Origin of the sequence: Janthinobacterium sp. HH106 (assembly GCF_001758725.1) — a bacterium.
Taxonomy (GTDB): Bacteria; Pseudomonadota; Gammaproteobacteria; order Burkholderiales; family Burkholderiaceae_D; genus Janthinobacterium.
Map to the genome: position 1 here is coordinate 229,807 of NZ_LRIC01000008.1, position 24,468 is coordinate 254,274.

The following is a 24,468-nucleotide window of genomic DNA, read 5'->3' on the forward strand; positions in this document are numbered from 1 at the left end:
TGAATCAGGATGGTATTGCAAGAAATAACATGCAGAAAAGCAACAACCAGAAGACGGTATGCCGCCACGAACGGGCGGCAGGCAAGCAAGGTCAGTTTTGCTTCACATAGATCAATTTTGATGTATCGAAACCCAAGCCGCCGGCTTTCTCGATCAGGCGCCGCTGCAAGGCAGGATCCATGGTGGGCGTGCGCGACAGCAACCAGAAGTAGGACTTGTCGGGGCCGCTGATCATGGAATAGCTGTAATCATGCTGGTCCAAATCAAACACGATGTAGGAACCATAGAAGGGCCCGAAAAACGACACTTTCAGGTAGCCCACGTCTTTCTTGTAGACGAAATACGCCTTGCCTTCCGCTTCCTTCCACTTCGCGTCCGCATCCTGGTAGCCGCGGTTGAGCACTTTCAGGCCGCCATCCTGGCGCAGGCTGTAGTCGGCCGTCACGTGGCTCAGGCCCCGCTCGAACGAGTGGTCGAGGCGCGCGATCTCATACCATTTGCCCAGATAACGGGTCGTGTCGAAATTGCTGACAGGTACAATATTCTCGGGCCGGCCTACGCAGCCGGCCAGCACGAGCACACATAGCAATAATATTCTTTTCATGTTTTTCTCCATCGGGTTGAATCAGTCAGGGCAGCAGCGCGCGGTCCAGGATGCGGCGAATTGCGCCATTGGCTTGCATGCGCACGATGGCCGCATTGAATTGTTCGATAAAGTCATCGCGATAAGGGTAGGCGGCAGGCCGGCGCTCCGTAAAACCCAGGTGGCCCTGCTGGCTGGCCAGCTGCGCGGTTTCCTGTATCGCCTGCATCGGCGTGCCCGGCGCACCCTCGCGCCGGATGCGCTGCAATTCCCACTGCGCCGACAGGCGGTCGCTGACATAGCAATCGATACGCCCGCGCATCAGCTTGAGCAGATTCGTGCGCGTGCCCTTGGCCGTATCGAACACGATGCTGGCCGCTTGCAGGGCTGCCGTCTGTTGCGCATCGCCCAGCAAAAAACCCGCGTTCACGCCGATGTGCAGGCCGCCGTAATCGGCGGGCCATTGCCGCAGCGCGCGCTTCGCCAGCACGTCCTGGTTGCACAGCACCACCAGCTGCTCCATCAGCAACGGCACGGAATAGCGCACGTACGGCCGCTCGCTGCGCCACGAATACGGCGGATACAGGGCAAACGCCTCGCCTGTCTGCAGCATCAGCACGCCCCGTTTCCACGGCACGGGACGCAGTTGCACCGCATATTGCGGCATCGATTGCACGGCTTCGCGCACGATCTCCGTGTAGATGCCTTTCAGCTGGCCGTTGTCGACGTAGGAGTACGGCGGATAATCGTCGTCGCCATAGATCACCAGCGGCGTCGCCCCTTCCGCCCGCGCACTGGCAGCGAGGAACAGGCATAGCGCGGCAGGCAGGATGAACATTCTGGACATGCCGGAAGATTAGCATGGAAGCGCGCAAACCAATCATCCGTTCGCGCTGTTCGTGCCCAGCATTTCGTCGAGTTGCGCCAGGGTGCTTGAATCCTTCACGACGGCGCGCAGCCACAGGTGCAGCGGCAGCTCGCCCCAGCTGGCGGCCTTGTCGGCCAGGTAGGCGACGGGGCTGTGCGGCTCCGTGCGGCGGAAAAAATCGGCCACCTGACGCAGCTGGGCCAGCGCCTGCTGGCGCTGCACGATGGCGCCCCCGCCTGCGCCTGCGTCAGCGCCCTGGCCAGCGGCCCTCGGCGCGCCGGCAAAGTCCGCATCCGGTGACAGCGGCGCGATGAAATGAATGGCGTTTTCCAGCGCTTCGCGCGCGGCGCGAAAACTCGGACCGTCGACGCCGAAACGCGCGTCGACGCTGCGTTCGAACGCCAGCAGCGACTGCATGCAGTATTGGGCATCGGCCAGCAGGCCGTCGGAAAAGGCGCGCGAGTTCCTTTGCCGCGCCGCCTCCATCTGCGCCAGGGTCACGCCTTCGTCGTGGCGCGCATCGCCCCAGCCCTGCTCCGCCGCGCCCGGCGCCAGGCTGGCGGCCGCACGCTGGCGCGCCGCATCGAAATCCTGCAGCGAAAACAGGCCGTCGGCCCCTTCGGTCAGCGGGATCTCGCGCAGCAGCTGCGGCGTGCGCGAGAGCAGCCAGAAGACATTGCCGATACGCTGCTCCTGGTCGCCCTCTTCCGCCGGCGGATACAGGCCATCCCAGTAACGCTCGCACAGGCCGGCCAGCAGCGCGTAGCCGTCGCCCAAGCCGCGGAAGTGGCGCGTTTTCGCGTGCGCTTCGGCCAACCACACGGCCACGCGCAAATCCTTGCTGTGCGTGGCGATCAGCTGTTCGCAGCGCGTCGCCACGAAAGGCCAGTCGGCTTCCTTCAGCGCCGTCACCCACTCGCCCTGGTCCAGGCTCGGGTCGTCGTGCTGGCGCGCGCGCGCGATGGCGTCGAGCTCCTGGCTGAAGGTGATGTCTTCGCCGCAGGGACTGACGGCGCTGACGGGGTGCAGCAACTGCTCCAGATTGAACATGGTGCCCTCCGCGGGGTGACGTTACTTGCTGACGTTATTTGATGGTGTATTTGAACTGCCCCTGCTTATTTGCAGTGACGCGTATCGATGCGACCGGCTCGCCTGCCGCCATGCGCGCCAGCACCGCTTCGGCGATCGCCGGCAGCAGGCTGCCGTTGAGAATTTGATCGACATTGCGCGCGCCCGAATCGACCTCGGTGCAGCGCGCCAGCACGGCGTCGACCAGGCCCGCATCATGGCTGAACTGCGCCTGGTGGTTGCGCGCGATGCGCGCGCCTATCCTCGCCAGCTTCAGGGCGATGATTTCGGCCAGCACCGCGTCGTTCAGGGGATAAAACGGCAGCACTTTCAGGCGCCCCAGCAGGGCCGGCTTGAAGTGCGCCACCAGTTGCGGGCGCACCAGTTCTTCCAGCGCGGCCGGCGTGGGCAAGTCTTGCGCGACCCGGTTCAGGCAGGCGGCCATCATGGCGCCGGACCCCAGGTTCGACGTGGCGATGATGATGGTGTTGCGAAAATCGACTTCGCGCCCTTCCGCATCATCGAGCACGCCCTTGTCGAACACCTGGAAGAACAATTCGAGCACGTCGGGGTGAGCTTTTTCCGCCTCGTCGAGCAGCACCACGCTGTAGGGCTGGCGCCGCACGGCTTCCGTCAGCACGCCGCCTTCGCCATAGCCGACATAGCCGGGCGGCGAGCCTTTCAGGCCGGCCACGCTGTGCGCTTCCTGGTACTCGCTCATGTTGATGGTAATGAGCTTGCGCTCGCCGCCGTACAGCAGGTCGGCCAGCGCCAGCGCCGTTTCCGTCTTGCCCGTGCCCGACGGCCCCGTGAACAGGAACACGGCTTGCGGCTTGTTCGGGTCGTCCAGGCTGGCGCGCGCCGTGCGCACGCGCTGCGCCACCGCGTCGATGACGTGGTCCTGTCCCAGCACCCGTTCGCGCAGCGCGCCCTCCAGGGTCAGCACCGTGCGGATCTCGTCCTTGAGCATTTTTCCCAGCGGGATGCCGGTCCAGCCGGCGACGATGCCGGCCACCACCTGCGCATCGACTTCCAGCGGCGACAGCGGCGCTTCTCCCTGCAGGGCCGCCAGCTCTTCCTTCAGCGCCAGCAGGCGCGCCGCGCCGATCTCGCCCGGCCGCTCGCCGCGCAGCTGCGCGCGCAAGTCACCGATCTGCGTCACCAGCGTTTTTTCGCGCTCCCAGCGCTGCGCCAGCGCCGCGATCTGTGCCTGTCCTTCGTCATGCTCGCGCCGCAGCTGCGCCAGGTGCGCAGCGCCGGCTTTGTCGGGCACTTCGCCATCGGCCGCTTCGCGGCTCAGGGCGGCGATTTCCGCACCGATGCGTTCCTGCCGCCGGTTCGCGTTTTCCAGCTGCGCCGGCGTGGCGCGCTGGCCCAGCGCCACCTTGGCGCACGCCGTATCGAGCACGCTGATGGCCTTGTCGGGCAGCTGACGCCCGCTGATGTAGCGGTGCGACAGGCGTACCGCCTCGACGATGGCGGCGTCGCGCACGCGGATGCCGAAGTGGCGCTCCATCAGCGGCGCCATGGCGCGCAGCATGGCGCAGGCGATGTCTTCGCCCGGTTCTTCCACCTTCACCACCTGGAAGCGCCGCGCCAGCGCCGCATCCTTTTCAAAGTACTTTTTGTACTCGCTCCAGGTGGTGGCGGCGATGGTGCGCAGGGCGCCGCGCGCCAGCGCCGGTTTCAGCAGATTGGCCGCGTCATTCTGTCCCGCCTGGCCGCCGGCGCCGATCATGGTATGCGCCTCGTCGATGAAGAGGATGATCGGATGCGGGCTTTTCGCCACCTCGTCGATGACATTTTTCAGCCGGCTTTCGAACTCGCCCTTCACGCTGGCCCCCGCCTGCAGCAAGCCCATGTCGAGCGCGTGGATGTGCGCGCCCTGCAGCACCTCGGGCACGTCGCCGGCAGCGATGCGCAGGGCCAGGCCTTCCACCACGGCCGTCTTGCCCACGCCCGCCTCGCCCGTGAGTATCGGATTGTTCTGGCGCCGGCGCAGCAGGATGTCGACGGCCTGGCGTATCTCGGTCTCGCGGCCGATCACGGGATCGAGCTTGCCGTCGCGCGCCAGCTGCGTCAGGTCGGTGGTGAACTGGTCCAGCGCCGGGGTTTTGCTGGCCAGGGCGGCAACAGGATCTTCGGACAGGTCGGCAAGCTGCGGCACCGCCGCGCTTTCCTCTTCATCAGAACCTGCCGTCAGCTTGTCCGGATGGTGTTTCAACTGCTCCACGCTGAAGCGGGCGAACAGCTTCGAGCCGCGGTACGCGAGCTGCGACAGTTCCGGCTCCGTCAGCAGCGCCAACAACAGATGGCGGCTGCGGATGGGCCCTGGCCGCGTCGTGTCCAGCGAAGCGATCAGCCAGGCGTGTTCGAACAGCAGCGGCAAGTGGCGCGAAAACACGGGCGTGCGCGCGCTGCCCGTCCTGAAGCCGCCGATCTCGCGGCGCAAATCCGCCTCCAGCGCCGTCAGGCTGATTTCGCTGCGCCGCGCGATGGTGACGAAATCGCTGCGCTCCTGCTCCAGCAGCGCCAGGAACAGGTGCTCGACATCGACTTCGTACTGGCCCAGTCCCACGCAGATGGCGGCGGCGCGGGTGGCGGCCGTGCGCGCCGTGTCATTGAGTTTGGCGATCAAGGTTTTCAAATGATTGCTCATGCGGCGGCTCCCTTGCGGTTGATCGAATAGCGCAGCGACGACGGCTGCAGCACGGCGTCGAAATTGACCGCCTCGCCGCCGGCCATCACGGCCAGGGTGCCGCTGATGACGAAGCCGACGCGGTTGATGCTGCCCGCTTCGCGCTCCAGGCGGGCGCGCACATTGCGCAGGCGCGGTTCATGGCGTTCGATGGCCGCCTTCAGCGCTGCGCAGATGCGGGCGCGGTCATCGCTGCTAGACAGGCACATGCCTGCGAAATCGATGAGGCCATAGTTGACGATGGAGGCCGCGCATTCCGGATAGGCGTCGAGCGCGCCGGGCGGCAGGGCCACGCGCGTGTTGAGCAGTTCCTCCAGGTCGCGCGCCACCGCATCCTTCAATTGTTCCAGCGACAGGCGCACCGCCACGCCGCCCGCCGCACCGCCGCCGTCATCCATCAGGCGGTCAAACAGGCCAGGTACATAACTGTCCATGCGCTCTCCTGAAAAATCGGCGCGGCGCGCGGCGAAGGTGGCCGCCGCGCGCCGCGCACCATGGATCAAGCCACGCGGTTCGCGGCCAGGTCCCAGCCGCCCGAAGTATTGCCGCCGGCGCCGCCCGTCACTTTTTGCTGCGTGTATTTCCACTTCACTTTCGAGAATTTGAAGCCGACGTGTTCACCGAGGATGTCGCCTTCTTCCACATTCGGCGTCACGGCACCGATCAATACGTTCTCGATTTCGATTTCAAAATACTTGACGCGCTCCCCTTGCCCGTCGGCGCGCATGAATTCGAAGCGCGCCTTGGGGATGGTCTTGCCGGCCGAGCAGGTCTGCAACAGCACCGGCGAGGCCAGGTCGGCCAGCTTGGAGATGACGATGTCCTTGTGTTCGCAGCGTTCGGCCGTGTGGCCGCCGCCCGTCGAGGCGGTGGCGGACTTCGGCTGCTCGACGCTCCAGCTGACCGATTTGCATTCGATCCAGTCCTTGTGCTTGTCATCGGTGGACTCGCCTTTGATGCCGTCTATCTGCAGATATACATCGATTGCCATGGTGTGCTCCTCTGGTTGAAAGATGGGTAATTCAGGAATTGGTCGACTTCGGCAACTCCGCGACCAGTCGGAGCGAAACGGATAATTCATCGAGCTGGAAGTGCGGCCGCAGGAACGACACGGCGCGGTACACGCCGGGCCGGCCCGGTACTTCATGTACCTGCACGGACGCCTCGCGCAGCGGGAACTGCGCCTTCTGTTCCTGGCTGGCGTTATCGTCGAGCAGCACGTACTGCATCAGCCAGCGATTCAGAAAATCTTCCACGCTGGAGGCGGCGGCAAAGCTGCCGATCTTGTCGCGCATCATGGCCTTCATGTAGTGCGCGATGCGCGAGACGGCGAAGATGTACTGCAGCTGCGACGACAGCACCGCGTTGGCGTTGGCCGCGTCGCTGTTGTACTTGCGGCTTTTCTGCGCCGACTGCGCGCCGAAAAACGCCGCATACGCCGTGTTCTTGCAATGCACCAGCGAGATGAAGCCCAGGTCCGACAACTCCTTTTCGCGCCGGTCGGTGATCGCCACTTCGGCCGGGCATTTCAGGGCCACGTCTCCCTCGTCCGTCTTGAAGGTGTGGGTCGGCAGGTCGTCCACCAGGCCGCCGCCCTCCACGCCGCGGATGGCGGCGCACCAGCCGTAGTCGGCAAAGGCGCGCGTCAGCTTGCTGCCAAACGCATACGCGGCGTTACACCACAGGTATTTGTGATGGTCGCTGCCGTCGACTTCCTCGACAAAGTTAAAACCGTCGACCGTGGTGCCGTCGACGGGATTGAACGGCAGCCGGCCCAGGAAGCGGGGCAAGGTCAGGCCGACATAGCGCGCGTCCTCGGATTCGCGGAAGGCTTTCCATTTCGCGTACTCGACGGTATCGAACACCTTGGCCAGGTCGCGCGGCTTGCCCAGGTCACCGTAGCTTTCCAGGCCAAACAGTTCCGGCGCAGCCGAGGCGATGAAGGGCGCGTGCGCGGCGGCGGCGACGTGCGACATCTGCTCGACGAAATACATGTCTTCTGGCTGGCGCGAGATGGCGAAGTCGCCCAGCAGCGCGGCAAATGGCGCACCGCCGAAGGTGCCGAATTCCTCTTCATACACCTTCTTGAACATGCTGCTCTGGTCGAACTCCAGCGCGGCCTGGAAATCCTTCACCAGTTCGCGCTTGGTGGCGTTGAACATGCGGATCTGCAGGCGCGTGCCCGTGTCGGAATTGCCGACCAGGTAGCGCAGCCCCGTCCAGCTTTGTTCGAGCTGCTGGAACGGCGCCGCGTGCATGATTTCGCTGAGCTGGGCCGAAATCAGGCGGTCGATCTCCGCCACGCGCGCGTCCAAGGTGGCCGACAGGCTGCTCGACATCAGTACCGTGCCGTCGAGCACCTGCGCCACCAGTTCCGAGATCAGGTCACGCGCGCGCGCATGTTCGGCACCGGACTTGGCGACGCGGCTTTGCTCGACGATCTGGTCGAGCAAATCGGTCGCGGCCGGCGCGCCGGGCGTGGATACTGCTAGGGCCTCTGCCTGGGTACTCATCTCAATCCTCCTGCGCTTGGAACTGCGGTTTCAGGGTAGCCAGGCTGTCCGTGTTGTTCAGCACTTCCGTCAGCAAGTCTTCCAGCTTGTCGTTGCCGGCCAGCTTGTTGCGCAGGTCGGCCAGCTTGGTGCGCGCCTCGAGCAGCTTGCGCAAGGGATCGACCTGGCGCACCACCGATTCCGGGCGGAAGTCGTCCATCGAGCGGAAGTGCAGATCGACGGCGAACGTGCCGCCCGCCTCGCTGATACGGTTCGGCACGGCGAAACGGGCTACCGGCTCCACGCCGGCCAGCACTTCGTCGAAATTGGCGCTGTCGATGGAAACGAACTTGCGCTCCTTCAGGCGTTTTTTCTCGCTGTCAGGGTTGCCGCCAAAGTCGCCCAGCACGCCGACCACGAAGGGCAGCTCCTTGTTTTCAATCGCGTCGCCGATCTCGACGTCATAGGTCATTTGCACGCGCGGCGCGCGTACCTGCTTCAGGCGTTTTTGCACGCTGTCGGACTTGGACATGTCGCTTCCTTTGCAAGGAGATGGTGGGGATGCTCGCTTATTTCAGGCCGCTGAACGGGTCGGCCGCGCTGCCTTGCTGCGCCGCGCCCTTCGCCGCCGGCGTACCGGAACCGGCCGCGCGCTTGCCGGCCGCCGGCGGGCGCCTGGCCGGCGGCACCAGGACGTCTTCGCCTATGCTTGCGCGCAGCAGCTTGGCCAGGTCCTGCGCTTCCGAGCGCAACGAACCATTCAGATTGTTTTGCCGCGACAGATCGGCCAGCGCCTTGCCGGAAAGGCGCAAGCCGCTGACGGCGACGATGCTGTTGGCCACCTTGTCGTCCGGGTCGCGCTCCAGCGCTTCAAGCGCATGGCCGATGGCGTCGCCGTACTGGCCGCGGTCGAACTTCATCTGCGCCATTTGCAGCCACGGCGCCTTGTCGGCGGGATAGCTCGCGCCGCCGCGCTGAAGCAGGGTCATGGCACGCTCGTACTGGCCGGCGCGCGCCGCCGCATCGGCGTCGCTCATCACTTGCGCCAGGGTCGCCGCGGCAGGTTTTGGGGACGCCGACTGGTCCGGCGTGGCGCAGGCGGCCAGCAGCAAGGCGCTGGCAAGGCAGACAATACGGAGCGATATCGTGGCTGGCTTCATCGGGGTACTCCTTCACGTGGAGGACGCTACCGCTGGGAAAGATGGGCGGCGTGAAGACTATTATTGATCGGCAATTTTTTACCAAATTGAGATTAATCAGCAAAGAAGAAGTTCCACGCTGCAGCCGCGCAGGACGACATGAATCCTGATCTGGCGCAGTAATTGTCTTGATCGCAGACCGATCTTGCGCCAACGCAAGCAGGTCGCCCGTGCATGCGTTTAAATGACTGCAACACTTTTGTTTCCACACTTCATCTTGCAAAGGTCGCCCATGCCACCTGACGCCCTACTCCGCCCGGCCCGCGCCACCGCGCTACCGTTGCTGGCATTGCTGCAAGCGTTGCTGCTGACCGGCTGCGCGGGCGGCGCCATCGGCACCCTGGCCAACGCGGCGCTGCAAATGGCCGGCGTGGCCAAGCCGCCGCCGGAACTGCCCGACGCGCAGCAGCCGCCGCGCAATGTCAGCATCCGCCTGCACGCGGCGCAGCGCCTGAACACCGATGCCGACGGCCGGCCGCTGGCGCTGGTGGCGCGCATCTACAAGCTACGCCAGAGCGCCGCCTTCGAGCAGGCGCCTTACGACAGCTTCCTCGACGCGCAGCGCGAAAAAGCGGCGCTGGGCGCCGACCTGATGGAAGTCAAAGAGGTGCTGCTGGTGCCGGGCCAGCGCTACGAAGTGCAGGAAAAAGTCAGCAAGGAAGCGTATTTCATCGGCGTCGTGGCCCTGTTCCGCGCGCCTGCGACACAGCGCTGGCGCGCCACCTTTGCCGCCGCCGACGCGGAACGCAGCGGCATCACCGTCGGCCTGCATGCGTGCGCGCTCAGCATCAGCGGCACGTCCACGCTGTCGGCCCCGCGCTGCCAATAGCACCAACAGACACGCCACACATTCAAGGAGAAACGAGATGGGCATGGCAGCGAAAGTCTTGTGGGGAGAAGGCCTGTTCCTGCGGCCGCAGCATTTCCAGCGCCAGGACCAGTATCACGAAGCGCGCCTGCATCACACGGCCAGCGCGCTGCATCCCTACCTGTGGGGCGTGGCGCACATGGAGTGGGACCTGGCGGCGCTGAAGACGGGCACCCTGCGCCTGCAGGCCCTGTCGGCCATCTTCCGCGACGGCGAAGTGTTCGAGGCGCTGGGCGACGGCGCGCCCGGCAGCGATATCCTGCCCCCGCCGGTGGACCTGGAAGCGCTGCCGCCGGCGGTGCAGGAAGTGACGTATTACGCGGCCCTGCCCATCCTCAACCGCGAAGGCGTGAATTACACGGCGCAGGCGTCAAACGCCGGTACGCCGGCGGCCACGCGCTTCGCGCACGCCATGCACGCCACGCCCGACCTGTTTACGGAGTCCGCCGTGGCCGACGTGGCCTATCTGAAAAAGACCGTGCGCCTGATTCCCGACAGCGAGGCGCGCGGCTCCTACGACTGCCTGCCGCTGATCGCCCTGCGGCGCACGGTATCGGGCGGCTTCGAACCCCTGCCCTCGTTCATGGCGCCCAGCCTGGCGATCGCCGGCGCGCCGCGCCTGCAAGGCGTGCTGGAACACCTGCTCGACGCCTTGCAGGCGAAAGTGAGCGCGCTGCACGGCCACCACCGCGAACCGAGCCGCAACGTGATCGAGTTCCGCTCGGGCGACGTGTCCTCGTTCTGGCTGCTGCACACGGTCAGCACGGCCGCCGCCGCGCTGATGCACTATGTGCGCCACCCGGCCCTGCATCCGGAGCGCCTGTACGAGGCGCTGCTGGGCCTGGCGGGCGGCCTGCTCAGCTACTCCAAGCACTACACCCTGGCCAGCCTGCCCGCCTACGACCACGCGCAGCCGGGCGCCTGCTTCGATGCCATCGACGCGATCATCCGCGAACTGCTCGACACCGTCATCTCGTCGAAGTATTTTTCCATCGCCCTGCTGGAAGACAAGCCCTCGTACTACCTGGGCAAGCTCGATTCGGGCAAGATCGACCAGCACACCACCCTGTACCTGGCGATACGCGCCGCCATGCCCGCCGTCGAGCTGGTGGACGTGGTGCCGCTGCGGGTGAAAGTAGGCGCGCCCGACGACGTGGAAAAATGCGTGCTCACGGCCATGCCCGGCCTGAAACTGTCGCATGCGCCGCAAGTGCCGGCGGCCATTCCCGTGCGGCCCGACACCTATTATTTTGCGATTGAAAACCGCGGCGCGCTGTACGAGCAGATGCTCAAGGCGCAGTCGATTTCCGTCTACGTGCCGGCCGGCATACGCGACCTGCAGCTGGAACTGATCGCGGTGACGGCATGAGCCAGCTCATCGAACGGCGCGCGGCGCCCTCCCTGCTGGGACCACGCGGCGCCGCCCCGGCAGGCAGCAGCCGGCATGCGGGCAGCGCCCTGCTGGATCTGATGCACGAAGGCTTTTACATGCTGTTCATGCTGAAGCACGGTTCGGCGCCCGGCGACGAGCAAAGCTTCATGGACCGCATCACGGCCTTCCTCGACGACTTCGAACGCGAAGCGAAGAAGATCCGCGCCGATGGCGACGATATCGAGGCGGCCAAGTATGCGTTCTGCGCGGCCGTCGATGAAATCATCCTCGCCTCGCCGTTCGCCCTGCGCAAGCAGTGGGAGCGGCGCCCGCTGCAGCTGCTGATCTTCGGCGACCAGCTGGCCGGCGAACACTTCTTCGACCGCCTCGACGCCTTGCGCGGCAAGGGCGCCATGCGCGTGCAGGCGCTGCAGGTGTTCCACATGTGTTTATTGCTGGGATTCCAGGGCAAGTATGCGATCGACGGCGGCGAAAAACTCAGCTATCTGACGGCGCGCCTGGGCGACGAGATCGCCCACATCAAGGGCAAGAGCCGCGGCTTCGCGCCGCGCGCGGAACGCCCCGACCAGGTGGTCAACAAACGCGGCAGCGACGTGCCGCTGTGGGCGCTGTCGAGCTTTTTCGCCCTGCTGGCCATCTGCGCCTACCTCGGTCTGAAAACGCATCTGACGCGCGGCACGCAAACGACCCTGGCCGCGTATGCGGACCTGGTCAAGCTGGCGCCGCGGCCCGCGCACCTGACCATTACTCTGCCCTGATCATTGCGCATGTCCCATTACGCGTGCTTCATTGAGCAATGCGGAACTCGATGCGCCGGTTTCTCGCCCGGCCATCAGCCGTGGCGTTGCTGGCCACGGGACGGTCCGGCCCCTGGCCCGACACCAGCACGGTATCGGCCGCGACGCCCTTGCTGGCCAGGTAGGCGCGCACGGCTTCGGCCCGTGCCTGGCTCAGGGCCACGTTGCTGGCGCGCAGGCCCGTGTCGTCCGTATGGCCGATCACCTCCACCTTGCGGCCCCGCAGCCTGAGCATGGCGGCCGCCATCTCGTCGAGGATGGCCTGGCCGGCCGGCGTGATGGTGGCCTTGCCGCTGTCGAATTCAATGATGCGTTTATCGAGCGCCGCATCGAGCAAGCCCTGCTCGGCCTCGGCCGCCTTGACACGCAAGCCATTGTTGACGGTGTAGGTGGGATTGAGGCTGGTGGCGATATCGCTGGCGATCTGCTGGCGCTGCGCCTCGTTCGCCACTTCGCCGCGCACGCTGACGTTGTTGCCGGCTATGCTGATCTGCCCCCGTGAAATCAGCTTCAGGTTCGGCGCGATCAGCTTTTGCACGTAGCCGTTCCAGTTGGCCGGCACCGCCACATTGCCGATGCTGATCTGGTCGACCACGCGCTCGGCGCCATACAGTTCGCGCAGGCGGCCCAGCACGGCCGCCTTGCCCGCCTCGTCGGCCAGGGTGCCCGTGACGAGGATCTGGCCCGGCATCGGCGTCTGCGGCGCTTGCGCCTGGGCGTGGCAGGCAGTGGCGGCAAGCTGCAGCAGGAAGAAAACGGTTGGTTTCATCGCAATCCCTCAGGTAAAGGTATCCGTGAACATGGCGCAGGCCGAGCGCAGCGACAGCTGCTCCTGCTGCAAACAGGCGGACAACCGGCGCAGCGCCGATGCGTGTCCCAGCTGCTCCTCGACCCAGTCGAGCTGGTCGAAGATGATCAGCCGTTCGCTGCCGGCCTGCGGATCGATCAGCGCGCGCAAGCCATGCGGGTCGGCGCCGCAAAAACCGATCACCAGCACGGGCGCCTCGTCGAGGTGGGAAAAGAACAGCGCCAGTTCGAAATCGGCCTGGCGCAGGAAAGGCGCGATCAGATGCAGCCAGAAGCTGGCCACCAGGTCGCGCAGCTGCGCGTCTTGCGGCAGCGGCAGCACCAGGCTTTTTTCCAGGCGCGGCAAGCCGCTCCGGCGCACCGGCTGCAGCAGCAGGCCCAGGCCCAGCAGCAATTCGCGCACCGTCACGGGGAACGCGGGCGAAGCGAGCATCGTTTGCAGGCCATGCACGGTCTGCGCCTGCAAAAAGGCGGCCAGCCGTGCCGCGTGCTCAGGCGCGGCCGGTTCGACCTCCACCACGTTGCCAGCCAGCGCCAGCAAGGCAGGACCCGGCTCCGGGCTGGCCACGATGCCTTGCGACAGCTGCTCCACGCGCTGCCACAGCGGCGCCAGCGCCAGCGGGCTGCAGCCGACGAAGGCTTCAGCATCATCGATTTCCAGCGCGCCCATGGCCATGAAGGGAAAGCGCCGCTGCGACTGGTCGTTGCTCGCTTCCAGGCGCCCGGCGATGGCGCGCCGGCTGCGCATGCCGACGAAGGCAAAGCGCAGCGGCGGCAAGGCGTCGTAATTGAGCTTCCAGCGCGGTTCCACCGTCAGCGCAGTCATGACCTGCGCCAGCCAGTCGTCGAGCAGCTGCACCAGCGCGTGATTGTCGCAAGCCTTGATGAAATCGCCGCGCGCGGGGATCTTGCCGAAGTAACCGAGGCGCACCTGCTGTTGCGCGCGCATCATGGCGACACTCCCGCAGCCGCGGCGATGACCGGCACAGGAGCCGGAGCACCCACGATGGTCTCGGGCAGCTGCATGCCGCGAAAGCCCTGCTCCTGCACCGCCGCAGTTCCGCCCGCACCCGTCGCCGTCGTTTCCGCGCTGCTGGTGATTTTCAGGTCGACCGCCACGGCCACCTCGCCGCGCGTCCAGCGCAGTTCGAACACGCCGCCGTCCTTGCGCTTCTTGGCCGCCGCATCGATCATGCGCTTCAAGCCGAACTGCCCCGGCTCGTTGAACAGTTCCACCGTGCGTCCGTCGAAGGTGACGGCCGTGATGCGCGCCCCCTGCATGCCCGCCGCGCCCTGCGGCCCCGGATGGACCATGTTCGTCCACTGCGCAGGCGTGTTGCGGTAGCGCAGCTGCTGGCCGTCGATCTCCACCGTGTATTCCAGCGTGCCCGGTGCGGGCGACGGCTGGATCTGGAACACGGTTTGCGCCGCCGTCGACGTGGCCGCCACGCCGCCCGCGCCCAGCGGCGCGATCCAGCCGGGGAAGCGCGCCACCACCTGCGGCGACAGGCTGATGCCCATGTCGGCCCAGGTGCGCGGCGCCAGCACGTCGCCGCGCCGCACCACCAGGGGCCCCATGGACGTCGTGACGAATTTCGCCACCAGGCCTTCCGGGCCGAAGAACTGCCCGATCTCCAGGTTGCTCGCCTCGATGCGCGCGCTTGGGGCAAACGGATATTTGTTGGCCAGCGATTTCTGGAACGGTTCGTACACCTGCACCGCCCAGGTCTTGTTGATATCGAGTTCGGCCGGCGCGACGATGACGGCAAAGGTCTGCATCAGCGGGCGCACGAGGATGGGGCGTATCGCCTGCTTTTGCGCGTCGCTCATCCCCGTGAGCAGCTGCTCGTCGACCAGTTTCAGGGCGTCGGCCAGCTCGGAGCCGCTGCCCTCCAAGGTCTGCTGCATGAACTGGCGCGCGCCCGGCCCTGCGTCACCCTGGTTCTTCAGCAGGTTCAAGCGGCTGCGCAGTTTCGACAGCGCTTCCAGGTAGGCGCGCATCAGCGAGGCATTGTTGTCCCTGGCCGCCACCAGCTTGCCCACGCCGGCAAATTCGCGTCCCACGGGGCCCATCGGTTTGTCCAGGCGCGCCGGATCGAGCTGCGCATTGACGCCGGGACTGGCCGTCAGCTGCGACGGCGCGCGGCGCAGCACCGTTTCCTTGAACCACGCGATGATGCCCCTCTCAGCCTTGCTCAATTGGGCATTTTGCAGCGCCGGGTTGTCCCACGAAGTTTCTTCGTAAATTGCCGTCAGCAGTTTGGCGATCGGCGACGACTGCGGGTCGCCCAGGCGGTTCATCGCCTGCACGGCGCCGTCAAAACCTTTCAGGTCGGCGACGGCGACGCCCTGCACGAATTTTTGCCACTCGCGCGCGTAGTCGGCCTTGTACATGGCCACGAGGTTTTTCTCGATCTGCTCCGGACTGCCTTCCAGGGTCAGGTCGTCGGTGGAGGCGCTTTTCAGCACCCAGTCGGCGCTTTGCAGTTCGCGATTGGCGGCGTCGCGAAACGCGCCCTCGACGAACTTTTCCCAGGCCTGGCGCGTAAAGGCGCCGGAGACGGCATAGCTGCCCGCCAGCAGGGCCTGATCCTGTTCGCCGACGATACGCGCCACCGTCATGCCGGGAAAGCGCGTCGAGGCGCGGGCCTTGATGTCGGCATACACGCGCTCGCGCGCCGGCATGCCGCGCACCACGCGGCGCAGGTTTTCGCGCGCCTGGTCGACCAGCGCCAGCTTCTGCTCGATGCGCGGCCAGGACGGGTCGCCGATCTGCGCCAGGTAAAACGTCAGCAGCCGCTCGGCGCTGCGTATCATCTGCTCGCGCGGCATGGCGCCCCGGTTGCCCTCCAGCCAGCCGCGCCAGAAGCGCGTCATCTGGTCGTTCAGGTGGCTGCTTTCCGCATGCGTCTTGTCAGCCAGCATCAGATAGGTTTTCAGCGCGTTGTAAGCGTCTTCCACATTCGTCGCGCTGGCCGCCTGGTATTGCACGCTGCGCGGCGCGGCGGGCGCCGCAGCGGGCGATGCGGCGCCCGGCGTCTGCGGCGTGCGCGCCGCGGGCTGCAGCTGGTCGGCGCTGGCGTTCATCTCGAACAGCAAGGCTTCCAGCGCGCCCGCCACGGGGGTCAGCATGACCTGGCGCGCGCCGGCGAAATATTCCTCGCGCAGCTTGCGCTCCAGTAAATCGCCCTGATACAGGCCCAGGCGCAAGGACCACGGCCTTTGCTCCCGGTACGCTTCCAGCTGCTCGATGCGGTCCTGCAGTATTTCGAGCGCTTCCAGGCGCGATTGCAAGTCCAGGCGTTTCTCCTGCAGCTTCACGACTTTATTCAGATCGGCTTCGACGTTGGCCACCAGTTGGCGGTTGCCCAGGTAGGACCAGCTCCAGCCGCCCAGGCAGGCGCCCAGCGACACGGTGGCGGCAAAGAACACGGCATATTTGAAGCGCAGCCTGGCGCGGTTGGCATAGGTGGCCACCAGGTGCTTGTCGGCAAAAATCACCTTGCGGAACAACTCCAGCAGGAAATAGCCATGCTGGCGCGCGCCCGATGGCGCCGTGGCCGGGGCCGGCGCGAAGGCCAGGTCGAAGCGGCGCGCCACCTGCTGCGAGGAGGCACTGACGGGCTCGCCCTCCTGCAGCGCGCTGGTCAAGTAAAAACCGCGGAACACGGGCTGGAACTGGAATGGGTTTTCCTCGAACAGGGTGGCGATGAAGGCGCGCAGGGCCGGCTTGATGGCGGCAAATTCCAGCGGGAAGGTGAACACGCCGGGCGCCATCGTCTTGCGTTGCCGGTGCGCCATGTTGGCCAGGCTCAGCTCCGTCAAGCCATCGTGCAATTCATCGAAGCTCTGGTCGAAAAAACTCAGCAAGTCCGCCGTGGGCAGCTTGCGCTGGTAGGGCATGGTGGCGCCCCATACGCGCTCGCGCTCGCTGCGTTCGGCGTCCGCGAAAAACTCCGTGAAGCCGGCGATCAGGTCCGCCTTGGTAAACACGATGTACAGGGGCGCGAACACTTCCAGGCGCTCGATGACGTCCTGCACGCGCTTGCGCAGGCTGCGCGCCAGCTGCATGCCGACGTCGGGGTCGCCCTTCAATTCGGCGATGCTGACGGCGATGAGGATGCCGTTGATGGGCGCCTTGCGCCGGTATTTTTTCAGCAGGTCGAGAAAGCCGAACCACTCGCCCCGGTGCTCGTCGACGACGGAGTAGCGCCCTGCCGTGTCGAGCACGATGCCGTCCGTGGTGAAAAACCAGTCGCAGTTGCGCGTGCCGCCCACGCCCTGCACGATCTTGCCGTCGGCGAAAGGAAACTGCAGGCCCGAATGCAGGATGGCGCTGCTCTTGCCGGCGGCCGGATTGCCGATGATCATGTACCACGGCAATTCGTACAGGGCGGCGGCGCCCGACTTGAGGCCCAGCTTGGATGTCTTGATGGTCTCGATGGCGGCCAGCATGCCCGTGCGCACGGCGTCGAGTTCGCCCTGCTGCGTGTTGCTGGCCCTCGAGGACGAGGCCGCCTGCGCGGCGGCGATCTCGGCCTCGTTGAGGATGGCCTGGCCCAGCTCCTGCGCATTGCGCCGCGCGCGGCGACGGCGCCACAGCCACAGGCCCAGCCACGTGACAAAAGCCAGCAGCAGCAAGGCCAGCGCCCAGATCAGCGCCACTTCCAGCACCTCGGCGCCCAGGTACAGGGACACGGCCAGCGCCACGAAGCCGAAGATGGTCAGATTGCGGCTGTCGGTGAGGAAATGCCAGAGTCGTCGCAGCATGATGAGCCCAGGGTGAGGTCGCAAAACAGGAGGAACGCCGCCGCGCAGCGAGGCGGATTCGGCCCATGCTGACAGCAATGCGGCGCGCCTTTGTTGACATACGACAAGTACCTGGTGCCAGCGCACGGCCCGCGCCGGTGTGCAATTGACGCTGCGCAAGTAAGCTTGCAGCGGTGAAATTCAGGCCGGTACGCGGCGCTAGAATGGCTGGCGCGGCTTACTTGCCCGGCCCGCGCGGTTGCGGCAATTCCGTGTGGCCAAAATCCATCATGGTCCAGCGCCCGCCCCAGCGCAGGCCTACCGATTCGGCCGTCACGCCATACAAACGGTAGCCGCGCATGGCCCAGGCATTTTTTTCAGAAATGATGAGCTTTCCTTCATGCATGAATGCGCAATCGGCGGCCAGGCCGTACTGGTGATAGCTTTGAAACGCCCTCGCGTTGGTCACGTTCGGGCCTGCCGCCGCCAGCTGGTCCTGGCGCGCGGGGCTGCGATAGCCCTCCAGCAAGACCATGTCATAGCCATGCACCTCCTTCATGATCTTGAAGACCAGCAGCAGGCGTTGCGCGAAATCGTGGTCGAGCAATTGCCAGTTGCGGCTGGCGCCGCCCAGCAGCGGGCGCAGCTGCGTGACTTCGGCAGTGGAAAACAGCAGCGGCGGCAAGGTCGGTGGCGGTACCAGCTGTTCGCCCTTCAGCAAGTCGCTGACCTGGTCATTGATGACGTGTTGCTGGTCGGCATAGCCGCGCAGGGCGATGCGGTCGCTGGACAGCCAGGCCAGCAGCGGGGGCACGATGACCAGCACGCTGCCTGCCAGGCTCAGCCAGCGATGCCGCCACAGCAATTGCCAGGCGCGTGCCATGCCCGAGCCCGTGTGCTGCTGCACGCGCTGCCACTGCGCGCCGCCGCCCCGCTGCAGCCCTTGCGCGCGCCGCTGCATGCGCCAGCCCAGGTTGACGAGCGTATGCAGCACGATGGCGCGGCCGCCGGGAAACAGCAGCAGCCAGCAAGCGAGACAGGCGAGCAGGAAATACATCAGGACCAGGGCGACAAACATGGGGCGCTCCGTGACGGGAATCGGCGGGGCCGGGCAATCCATTGCTCGGCGGTATCGTTAGATCGTAGGCGTCCGCGGCCCGCATGAGCGCGGTTTACATCAAGGTCAGTCGAATTTGATCCATTGCGGAGGTGATATTTTGTCTTTACTGAAAACCGGAGATGGCCAGGCGCGCGGTCCTGACCTGCTGAGCAAGGCCGGCGCGGCGGGCGCGCGCATCGAAGGCAAGGGCATCCTGTCGCAACTCGAGCACGGCGCCGCCGCGCCCGCAGCCATGCCGGCCCCGCGCTGGCGCCCCGGCTGGCGGTACGGCGCCGCCGGCGCCCTGTGCCTGGCGGCGCTGATCATGGCCGTGCTTGCCTACGACACGGAGGTGCCGCCCCTGCCGCCGGCGCCCGCCACAGCCATGACCGAGATTCCGCCCGCGCCAGCAGCAACGGCGCTGCCGCACGCGGCACAGGCGGCCACCATCGTCAACACGGCGGCGCCGCCCTTGCCTGCTGCGGTCGCCGCCACAGCAAGCGCGCCGCCCAAGACGCCGCCGCCCGCGCGCCAGGCGGCCGCCCGCCCACAGGGAGCGAAACCGGCCGCCGCATCCGGCGACAGCGACGTCGCCTTGCTCACGGCGATGGTCGCCCATGCGCACCGGCAGGAAGGCATGGCGCCGCCCGTGCGCGACGTGGTGCTGCGCAGGCAGGAGCAGGGACAGGAACAGGGACAGGAACAGGACACGGCGGAACTGTTGCGGCGCTGTCAGCAGCTGGGCCTGATCGAAGGCATGCTGTGCCGTTCGCGCATCTGCTCGGGCCGCTGGGACAGCGATCCCGCCTGCCATTGAACGCCTGGGCGCCGCATGAAACCTCAGGCGCGCTCGGACACTTCGATCAGGTTACGGTCCGGGTCGCGCAGATACACGGAGCGGATGGGCCAATTGGCGCCCGTGCGGGACACTGGTCCTTCCTCGATGGCAATGCCCAGCGCCGCCAGATGGGCGATGAACACGTCCAGCGGCACGGCCGCGATGAAGCACAGGTCCAGCGCGCCGGGCGTGGGCAGGTCCGCCTTGGGCAGGAATTCCTTGCCGGCTTCATGCAGATTGATCTTTTGCGCGCCAAACTTGAAAGCATGGCGGCCGGTGCCGAACGTTTCCAGCTGCATGCCCAGCACGCGCGTATAGAAATCGATGCAGGCCGGTTTGTCGCGGGTGGTCAATACCAGATGATCGAGGTGGTCTATCATATAGTTTTCGGGTGAGCGGCCGCGTCCATGCGGCCTTGCAAGAAACCTTCCATCAGCGCCAGCAATGCCTGCGGCTGCTCCTGGTGCGGCGTATGCCCGCACTGCTCGACCATGGCGGGCATGGCGTTGAGGGCCTGCGCCACGATCGTGTCGACCTGGGCCGCGCTGCCGTACTGGTCCTCGCTGCCCTGCACCACCAGCGCCGGGCATTCGACGGAAGGCAGCAGGTATTCGATGTTCCAGAACTGGAAACCGTAGCTGAGCCAGGTGTCCGACCAGGCCTTGAAGATGGTTTCCGTCTTGTCGCCATGGTATTTCGCCAGCGCCCGCAGCTTGCCCGCGCCAAACGCCGCGTCCGCCACGCGGATACCATCGAGCGTGATGCCTTCGACAAACACGTGCGCCGCCTCGGTAATGATGCCACGCAAGCGCGGCGGCTGCTGCGCCGCATAGATCAGGGCGATGCTGCCGCCATCGGAGTGGCCGACGAGAAAATGGTCCTGCCCCGGCAGCAGTGCCGCCAGCACTTGCGGCAGTTCGCACAGCGCGTAGTCGTGCAAATAATGGAGTTGGCGCCGCGCCGCCAGCGGCGACGACCGCCCATAGCCATGACGGTCATACAGCAAGCCGCGGCACCCCGTCGCCTGACATAGCTGCGCGGGAAAATCTTTCCACATCGCACAGCAACCGAGTCCTTCGTGCAGGAATACCAGGCAGGGCTTGGCGGGGTCGCCTTCGATCAGTTCGTAATAGATATCGGTTTCGGCACTCAGGTTCAGTATCGGCATGGGCTAGGCTCGCAACGGGTTCCGTATCGGCAGGTCGACTGGGCCTATTGTGCCATTGTCCTGCGCCGCATGCGTGGCGGCCCCGTAAAAATAGCCTGGGGGAAAATATCTTGCCGCCTGCTTGCAAGGTGTTTGCGCCAGCACAATCGCACGCCGCTTTTCTTGCGGCCCAGCGCGCTTTCCGCCCCCGCGTATGCCTAGAATGAATTACTCCAACAGCATGGAGCAGGCGGCTACCTTATCAGCCAGGACGTGACACTGGCCGTCACGGCAGCACAGATAGGGCGTCTTGCCGCACGACGACAGGCGCGGCGTCCAAACTATCGATCAGGAGTACATCATGGAAATGAAAGTAGAACATCGCACCGGCAGCAACCTGGCACTGGATGAAACCGATACGCCGATGGAGCAGGAAGGCCAAAGCGCCCAAGGCGCGGCCGCACAGGACTTGAACCTGAGTCCCGCCGCCTTCACCACCTACTATACGTGGACGGCCAATGGCGTGCATCCTTCGGTCAACTTCGCCAATGCCAATGTGCACGCCAATTCGCGCGTATTTCTCAATATCAGCGAATATGGCGCGAATCCCCAGGACCGTTTCATCGGCGCCGCCCGCATGGCCGTGTATAACATCGCGCCATACAACGGCGGCTTCCGCGCCTGGGTGGAAATCTCCTGGGGCAGCCCGCTCAAGGTGCGCTTCGACGTGTTTGTCGATCCCTGATCCGGGCATCATTGCGCGTGCCCCTGCCACCAGCGGGATGGCATCGCGCAGGCCGTTGATACACTGACGGGATGGCAAGCATGGATGAAAACCATGCGCACATGACAAAAGGGCCACGTGTTGCCACGTGGCCCTTTGCTGCTGCTTGTTCTGGCTCCCCGACCTGGACTCGAACCAGGGACCTGCGGATTAACAGTCCGTCGCTCTACCAACTGAGCTATCAGGGAAAGGAGGCCGAATTATATACGTCAAAATTTCCCATGTCCAGTCGTTACTACATGGTTGCTGCATGGCCAGCAAAACAGGCAGCCAGGGAGCATGCCTCGCCAGGCGGCGGGCCCCGTCTGCGCGCAGCCAGGCAAGATAGTAGAATAGCCATGCCTTGCCGATACGCAAGGCGCACAACGGCATGCCGGCAGCGGGGCGTCAACCACGCCGCCGCGCGGACATGCGCTTGCAAGGTTCGCCTTGCCCCTGGCTGACTGCTCTTACCCGACATGACAGAATCAAGCGCAACCCTGGTAGACAAGGCCGGCAGCGGCGACAGCTCGGCAGAAATTGCCGAACATATGGCGGCCGCCATCGTGGCGCGCCAATTGCCGCCCGGCACGCGGCTGCGCGAAGAGGCGCTGTGCCGGCTGTATGGCGTCAGCCGCACCAAGATCCGCGCCGCCCTGCTGATTCTCTCGAAAGACAAACTCATCCGCATGGTGCCCGACAAGGGCGCCTTCGTCAGCCAGCCCACCGAAGCGGAAGCGCGCGACATCTTTGCCGCGCGGCGCATCATCGAAGCGGCCCTGGCGCGCGAATTCGTCGCGCAGGCCAAACCTGCCGACTACAGGATGCTCGATCGGCACCTGAAAGCGGAACGCCTGGCGCTGGCGCAAGCGACGCCGCTGCGCTCGCAACTGCTGGGCGACTTCCACGTCTTGCTGGCCGATATCGCCGGCAACGCCGTTCTGCGCGACATCGTGCGCGAACTGGTGGGCCGCAGCTCGCTCATCACCATGCTGTACCAGTCGGGCCACGCGGCCGCCTGCTCGTGCGACGAACACGGCCGCTTTCTCGATGCGGCACGCAGCGGCGACGCCGATCTGGCGGCGCGCCTGATGATCGAGCACCTGGCGCACGTGGAAGCGGCCTTGCGCTTCGACGGCAGCGCCGGCGACGCCAAAAAAGACCTGGTCGCCGCGCTGCTGATGTAAGCGGCGCCAAAAAAAAGGCCGCCCTGCTGGTGCGCGGGCGGCCTTGTCAGTGCTTGCAGGCAAACTTGCTATTCGCCCAGGTAGATGAACTTGAACAGGAAGATGGCGGCGATGATGTAGGCCACCACCGAGACCTGCTTGCCCTTGCCCGTCAACAGTTTCAATACCGCATAGGTGATGAAACCAAAGGCCACGCCGCTGGCCACCGAATACGTAAACGGCATCATCAGCGCCGTGATGGCGGCCGGGATGCTTTCCGTGCTGTCATCCCAGTCGATATACGTCAGTTCGCGCAGCATCAGGCAGGCCACGTACAGCAGCGCGGGCGCCGTCGCGTACGGCGGCACCGTGTGCGCCAGCGGAGCGAAGAACAGGCTGCCCAGGAACAGCAGCGCGACGGCGACGGCCGTCAAGCCCGTACGTCCGCCCGCCTGCACGCCGGCTGCGCTTTCGACGAAGGCGGTGGTGCTCGACGTGCCCAGGCAGGCGCCGGCGGCGATCGCCGTGCTGTCGGCCAGCAAGGCCTTGTTCATGCGTTCCATCTTGCCGTCTTTCAGCAAGCCGGCACGGTTGGCCACGCCCATCAGCGTGCCCGTCGCATCGAACAATTCAACCAGGAAAAACACCAGCACCACGTTGACGATGCCGATCGACAGCGCGCCCATGATGTCGAGCTTGAACAGGGTCGGTTCGATGGCGGGCGGCGCCGAGACGATGCCGTTGAACTGGTTGCCGCCAAAGAAGAAGCTGGCGATGGTGATGATGAGGATGCCGATCAGGATGGCGCCCGGCACTTTCAGGCGGTCCAGCGCGACGATGATGAAGAAACCGAGGATGGCCAGGATGGGCGCCGCCTGGTGCAAGTCGCCCAGCGCGATGATGGTGGCCGGGTTCGATACCACCACGCCCGCGCTTTTCAGCGAAATGATGGCCAGGAACAGGCCGATACCGACCGTAATGGCCGTGCGCAGCGCGGGCGGGATGCTGTTGATGATCATCTCGCGTATCTTGAACAGGCTGACCAGAATGAACAGGCAGCCGGAAATGAAGACGGCGCCCAGCGCCACTTCCCAGCTCATGCCCATGCCCTTGACCACCGTGTACGAGAAATACGCATTCAAGCCCATGCCCGGCGCCAGCGCGATCGGGTAGTTCGCGTACAGGCCCATGATCAGGGTGCCGATGGCGGCCGCCAGGCAGGTGGCGACAAAAACGGAGTCTTTCGGCATGCCCGCGTCACCGAGGATGGACGGGTTGACGAAGATGATGTAGGCCATCGTCAGGAACGTGGTCAGGCCGGCCAGCAGCTCCGTGCGCACATTGGTCCCGTTGTCCTTCAGTTTGAAATAGCGTTCCAGGAACTGCATGATTAACCCCTTGTTTTGGTAAAACCGCGCGCCTGGTCTTGGACTATGCGCATCTTTTTTTCTTGCAACAACTACTTACTTGCTTACTTGCTTACTTGATTACTTGCCTGGCGCGCCGGCCGGCTTGAAGGCCCACCAGCGGCTGCCCGCGAAATTCCAGACCAGCCCGATGCCCGTCGCCAGCACCTGCGCCAGCCAGTAATACCAGCCCAGCTGGTGTACCAGCAGCCACATCAGCCCCGTATTGATGCACCAGCCGATGCCCAGCAAGGTGAAATACTTGCTGGCCGCCTCGCCATGGCCCTTGTCGCTTTTAAACGTGAAAAAGTAATTCAGGAGGTAGTTGACGACGGAACCGAGGATGTAGCCGATGCCGGACGCGGCGGCGGCGCTGATGCCCGCCCATTCCACACCGCCCCACAGCACGCTGTATTGCACGGCCGTGCCGGAAGCGCCGACGGCGGCGAAACGCAAGAATTGGTGATGCAGGGAATGGGACATTGTCAATTTTCAAATGAACGATAGCAGGATCGGGCCAGAATAAA

At 65.2% G+C, this 24,468-nt stretch carries 23 protein-coding genes and 1 tRNA gene; 6 read left to right on the forward strand and 18 right to left on the reverse strand.

What is annotated here, in order from left to right:
- Positions 1-91: 91 nt before the first annotated feature.
- From JAB8_RS05415 to JAB8_RS05455, 9 genes are all read right to left on the reverse strand, one after another.
- Positions 92-604, reverse strand: coding sequence for a lipocalin family protein (locus JAB8_RS05415; protein WP_070288786.1), 513 nt, complete (start codon positions 602-604; stop codon positions 92-94).
- A 25-nt stretch (positions 605-629) separates the two neighbouring features.
- The gene (locus tag JAB8_RS05420) at positions 630-1,430 is read right to left on the reverse strand and encodes an ABC transporter substrate-binding protein (RefSeq protein ID WP_070288787.1); all 801 of its coding nucleotides are present in this window, start codon (positions 1,428-1,430) and stop codon (positions 630-632) included.
- A 33-nt stretch (positions 1,431-1,463) separates the two neighbouring features.
- Positions 1,464-2,501 (reverse strand): type VI secretion system protein TssA, encoded by a 1,038-nt coding sequence (gene tssA, locus JAB8_RS05425; protein WP_070288788.1) that lies wholly within the window; start codon positions 2,499-2,501, stop codon positions 1,464-1,466.
- Between the two features lie 34 nt (positions 2,502-2,535).
- Entirely contained in the window at positions 2,536-5,178 is a 2,643-nt protein-coding gene (tssH, locus tag JAB8_RS05430; RefSeq protein WP_070288789.1) for a type VI secretion system ATPase TssH, read from the reverse strand.
- Positions 5,175-5,651, reverse strand: coding sequence for a type VI secretion system baseplate subunit TssE (gene tssE, locus JAB8_RS05435; RefSeq protein ID WP_070224151.1), 477 nt, complete (start codon positions 5,649-5,651; stop codon positions 5,175-5,177). The genes tssH and tssE overlap by 4 nt, the downstream gene beginning before the upstream one ends.
- Before the next feature lie 65 nt (positions 5,652-5,716).
- The gene (locus JAB8_RS05440) at positions 5,717-6,208 is read right to left on the reverse strand and encodes a type VI secretion system tube protein Hcp (protein ID WP_034750126.1); all 492 of its coding nucleotides are present in this window, start codon (positions 6,206-6,208) and stop codon (positions 5,717-5,719) included.
- Between the two features lie 31 nt (positions 6,209-6,239).
- Complete coding sequence (tssC, locus tag JAB8_RS05445) at positions 6,240-7,730, reverse strand: type VI secretion system contractile sheath large subunit (RefSeq protein WP_070224152.1); 1,491 nt, start codon at positions 7,728-7,730, stop codon at positions 6,240-6,242.
- A 1-nt stretch (position 7,731) separates the two neighbouring features.
- Positions 7,732-8,241, reverse strand: a complete 510-nt coding sequence (tssB, locus tag JAB8_RS05450) for a type VI secretion system contractile sheath small subunit (protein ID WP_070288790.1) — start codon at positions 8,239-8,241, stop codon at positions 7,732-7,734.
- 37 nt (positions 8,242-8,278) lie between these two features.
- The gene (locus JAB8_RS05455; RefSeq protein WP_070288791.1) at positions 8,279-8,869 is read right to left on the reverse strand and encodes a tetratricopeptide repeat protein; all 591 of its coding nucleotides are present in this window, start codon (positions 8,867-8,869) and stop codon (positions 8,279-8,281) included.
- 271 nt (positions 8,870-9,140) lie between these two features.
- On the opposite strand from JAB8_RS05455, the gene tssJ reads away from it, so the two are divergent.
- The 3 genes from tssJ to icmH are packed head-to-tail and all read left to right on the forward strand — an operon-like array spanning position 9,141 to position 11,927.
- Positions 9,141-9,737, forward strand: coding sequence for a type VI secretion system lipoprotein TssJ (gene tssJ / locus JAB8_RS05460; RefSeq protein WP_070288792.1), 597 nt, complete (start codon positions 9,141-9,143; stop codon positions 9,735-9,737).
- A 37-nt stretch (positions 9,738-9,774) separates the two neighbouring features.
- Complete coding sequence (gene tssK, locus JAB8_RS05465; protein WP_070288793.1) at positions 9,775-11,145, forward strand: type VI secretion system baseplate subunit TssK; 1,371 nt, start codon at positions 9,775-9,777, stop codon at positions 11,143-11,145.
- Complete coding sequence (gene icmH, locus JAB8_RS05470) at positions 11,142-11,927, forward strand: type IVB secretion system protein IcmH/DotU (RefSeq protein WP_070224157.1); 786 nt, start codon at positions 11,142-11,144, stop codon at positions 11,925-11,927. The genes tssK and icmH overlap by 4 nt, the downstream gene beginning before the upstream one ends.
- Positions 11,928-11,955: 28 nt before the next feature.
- Here the strand turns inward: icmH and JAB8_RS05475 are convergent, their stop codons facing one another.
- The 4 genes from JAB8_RS05475 to JAB8_RS05490 all read right to left on the reverse strand — a co-directional run bounded on the left by JAB8_RS05475 (position 11,956) and on the right by JAB8_RS05490 (position 18,600).
- Positions 11,956-12,735 carry an OmpA family protein gene (locus JAB8_RS05475; protein WP_070288794.1) on the reverse strand — a complete coding sequence of 260 codons (780 nt, stop codon included), beginning with the start codon at positions 12,733-12,735 and terminating at the stop codon, positions 11,956-11,958.
- 9 nt (positions 12,736-12,744) lie between these two features.
- Positions 12,745-13,725, reverse strand: a complete 981-nt coding sequence (tagF, locus tag JAB8_RS05480) for a type VI secretion system-associated protein TagF (protein ID WP_070288795.1) — start codon at positions 13,723-13,725, stop codon at positions 12,745-12,747.
- Positions 13,722-17,543, reverse strand: coding sequence for a type VI secretion system membrane subunit TssM (tssM, locus tag JAB8_RS05485; RefSeq protein ID WP_070288796.1), 3,822 nt, complete (start codon positions 17,541-17,543; stop codon positions 13,722-13,724). Before tssM ends, tagF begins: the two co-directional genes overlap by 4 nt.
- Before the next feature lie 217 nt (positions 17,544-17,760).
- Positions 17,761-18,600 (reverse strand): M15 family metallopeptidase, encoded by an 840-nt coding sequence (locus tag JAB8_RS05490; RefSeq protein WP_070288797.1) that lies wholly within the window; start codon positions 18,598-18,600, stop codon positions 17,761-17,763.
- 139 nt (positions 18,601-18,739) lie between these two features.
- Between JAB8_RS05490 and JAB8_RS05495 the strand changes: the two genes are divergently transcribed.
- Complete coding sequence (locus JAB8_RS05495) at positions 18,740-19,438, forward strand: hypothetical protein (protein WP_254679454.1); 699 nt, start codon at positions 18,740-18,742, stop codon at positions 19,436-19,438.
- A gap of 23 nt (positions 19,439-19,461) precedes the next feature.
- Here JAB8_RS05495 and JAB8_RS05500 read toward each other — a convergent pair whose 3' ends face one another.
- Together JAB8_RS05500 and JAB8_RS05505 are read right to left on the reverse strand one after the other, a co-directional pair.
- On the reverse strand, positions 19,462-19,839 hold the full coding sequence (locus tag JAB8_RS05500) for a VOC family protein (RefSeq protein ID WP_070224162.1): 378 nt from the start codon (positions 19,837-19,839) through the stop codon (positions 19,462-19,464).
- Positions 19,836-20,627 carry an alpha/beta hydrolase gene (locus tag JAB8_RS05505; protein WP_070288798.1) on the reverse strand — a complete coding sequence of 264 codons (792 nt, stop codon included), beginning with the start codon at positions 20,625-20,627 and terminating at the stop codon, positions 19,836-19,838. The genes JAB8_RS05500 and JAB8_RS05505 overlap by 4 nt, the downstream gene beginning before the upstream one ends.
- Positions 20,628-20,967: 340 nt before the next feature.
- Here JAB8_RS05505 and JAB8_RS05510 point away from each other — a divergent pair, with 340 nt between their 5' ends.
- A complete protein-coding gene (locus tag JAB8_RS05510; RefSeq protein WP_227742012.1) occupies positions 20,968-21,351 on the forward strand; it encodes a hypothetical protein in 384 nt (127 codons plus the stop codon).
- A gap of 151 nt (positions 21,352-21,502) precedes the next feature.
- On the opposite strand, the gene JAB8_RS05515 is transcribed toward JAB8_RS05510, so the two are convergent.
- Positions 21,503-21,578, reverse strand: a tRNA-Asn gene (locus tag JAB8_RS05515).
- 270 nt (positions 21,579-21,848) lie between these two features.
- Between JAB8_RS05515 and JAB8_RS05520 the strand changes: the two genes are divergently transcribed.
- A complete protein-coding gene (locus JAB8_RS05520; RefSeq protein ID WP_070288799.1) occupies positions 21,849-22,556 on the forward strand; it encodes a GntR family transcriptional regulator in 708 nt (235 codons plus the stop codon).
- A gap of 68 nt (positions 22,557-22,624) precedes the next feature.
- On the opposite strand, the gene JAB8_RS05525 is transcribed toward JAB8_RS05520, so the two are convergent.
- Together JAB8_RS05525 and JAB8_RS05530 are read right to left on the reverse strand one after the other, a co-directional pair.
- Entirely contained in the window at positions 22,625-23,923 is a 1,299-nt protein-coding gene (locus JAB8_RS05525) for an NCS2 family permease (RefSeq protein ID WP_070288800.1), read from the reverse strand.
- Between the two features lie 99 nt (positions 23,924-24,022).
- A complete protein-coding gene (locus JAB8_RS05530; RefSeq protein ID WP_070224166.1) occupies positions 24,023-24,424 on the reverse strand; it encodes a GtrA family protein in 402 nt (133 codons plus the stop codon).
- Between the last annotated feature and the right edge of the window lie 44 nt (positions 24,425-24,468).

Excerpts from the sequence above, each read along its gene's own strand:
- JAB8_RS05415 (WP_070288786.1), bottom strand. The coding sequence starts at position 604 with ATGAAAAGAATATTATTGCTATGTGTGCTCGTGCTGGCCGGCTGCGTA.
- JAB8_RS05420 (WP_070288787.1), bottom strand. The coding sequence starts at position 1,430 with ATGTCCAGAATGTTCATCCTGCCTGCCGCGCTATGCCTGTTCCTCGCT.
- tssA (WP_070288788.1), bottom strand. The coding sequence starts at position 2,501 with ATGTTCAATCTGGAGCAGTTGCTGCACCCCGTCAGCGCCGTCAGTCCC.
- tssH (WP_070288789.1), bottom strand. The coding sequence starts at position 5,178 with ATGAGCAATCATTTGAAAACCTTGATCGCCAAACTCAATGACACGGCG.
- tssE (WP_070224151.1), bottom strand. The coding sequence starts at position 5,651 with ATGGACAGTTATGTACCTGGCCTGTTTGACCGCCTGATGGATGACGGC.
- JAB8_RS05440 (WP_034750126.1), bottom strand. The coding sequence starts at position 6,208 with ATGGCAATCGATGTATATCTGCAGATAGACGGCATCAAAGGCGAGTCC.
- tssC (WP_070224152.1), bottom strand. The coding sequence starts at position 7,730 with ATGAGTACCCAGGCAGAGGCCCTAGCAGTATCCACGCCCGGCGCGCCG.
- tssB (WP_070288790.1), bottom strand. The coding sequence starts at position 8,241 with ATGTCCAAGTCCGACAGCGTGCAAAAACGCCTGAAGCAGGTACGCGCG.
- JAB8_RS05455 (WP_070288791.1), bottom strand. The coding sequence starts at position 8,869 with ATGAAGCCAGCCACGATATCGCTCCGTATTGTCTGCCTTGCCAGCGCC.
- tssJ (WP_070288792.1), top strand. The coding sequence starts at position 9,141 with ATGCCACCTGACGCCCTACTCCGCCCGGCCCGCGCCACCGCGCTACCG.
- tssK (WP_070288793.1), top strand. The coding sequence starts at position 9,775 with ATGGGCATGGCAGCGAAAGTCTTGTGGGGAGAAGGCCTGTTCCTGCGG.
- icmH (WP_070224157.1), top strand. The coding sequence starts at position 11,142 with ATGAGCCAGCTCATCGAACGGCGCGCGGCGCCCTCCCTGCTGGGACCA.
- JAB8_RS05475 (WP_070288794.1), bottom strand. The coding sequence starts at position 12,735 with ATGAAACCAACCGTTTTCTTCCTGCTGCAGCTTGCCGCCACTGCCTGC.
- tagF (WP_070288795.1), bottom strand. The coding sequence starts at position 13,725 with ATGATGCGCGCGCAACAGCAGGTGCGCCTCGGTTACTTCGGCAAGATC.
- tssM (WP_070288796.1), bottom strand. The coding sequence starts at position 17,543 with ATGCTGCGACGACTCTGGCATTTCCTCACCGACAGCCGCAATCTGACC.
- JAB8_RS05490 (WP_070288797.1), bottom strand. The coding sequence starts at position 18,600 with ATGTTTGTCGCCCTGGTCCTGATGTATTTCCTGCTCGCCTGTCTCGCT.
- JAB8_RS05500 (WP_070224162.1), bottom strand. The coding sequence starts at position 19,839 with ATGATAGACCACCTCGATCATCTGGTATTGACCACCCGCGACAAACCG.
- JAB8_RS05505 (WP_070288798.1), bottom strand. The coding sequence starts at position 20,627 with ATGCCGATACTGAACCTGAGTGCCGAAACCGATATCTATTACGAACTG.
- JAB8_RS05510 (WP_227742012.1), top strand. The coding sequence starts at position 20,968 with ATGGAAATGAAAGTAGAACATCGCACCGGCAGCAACCTGGCACTGGAT.
- JAB8_RS05520 (WP_070288799.1), top strand. The coding sequence starts at position 21,849 with ATGACAGAATCAAGCGCAACCCTGGTAGACAAGGCCGGCAGCGGCGAC.
- JAB8_RS05525 (WP_070288800.1), bottom strand. The coding sequence starts at position 23,923 with ATGCAGTTCCTGGAACGCTATTTCAAACTGAAGGACAACGGGACCAAT.
- JAB8_RS05530 (WP_070224166.1), bottom strand. The coding sequence starts at position 24,424 with ATGTCCCATTCCCTGCATCACCAATTCTTGCGTTTCGCCGCCGTCGGC.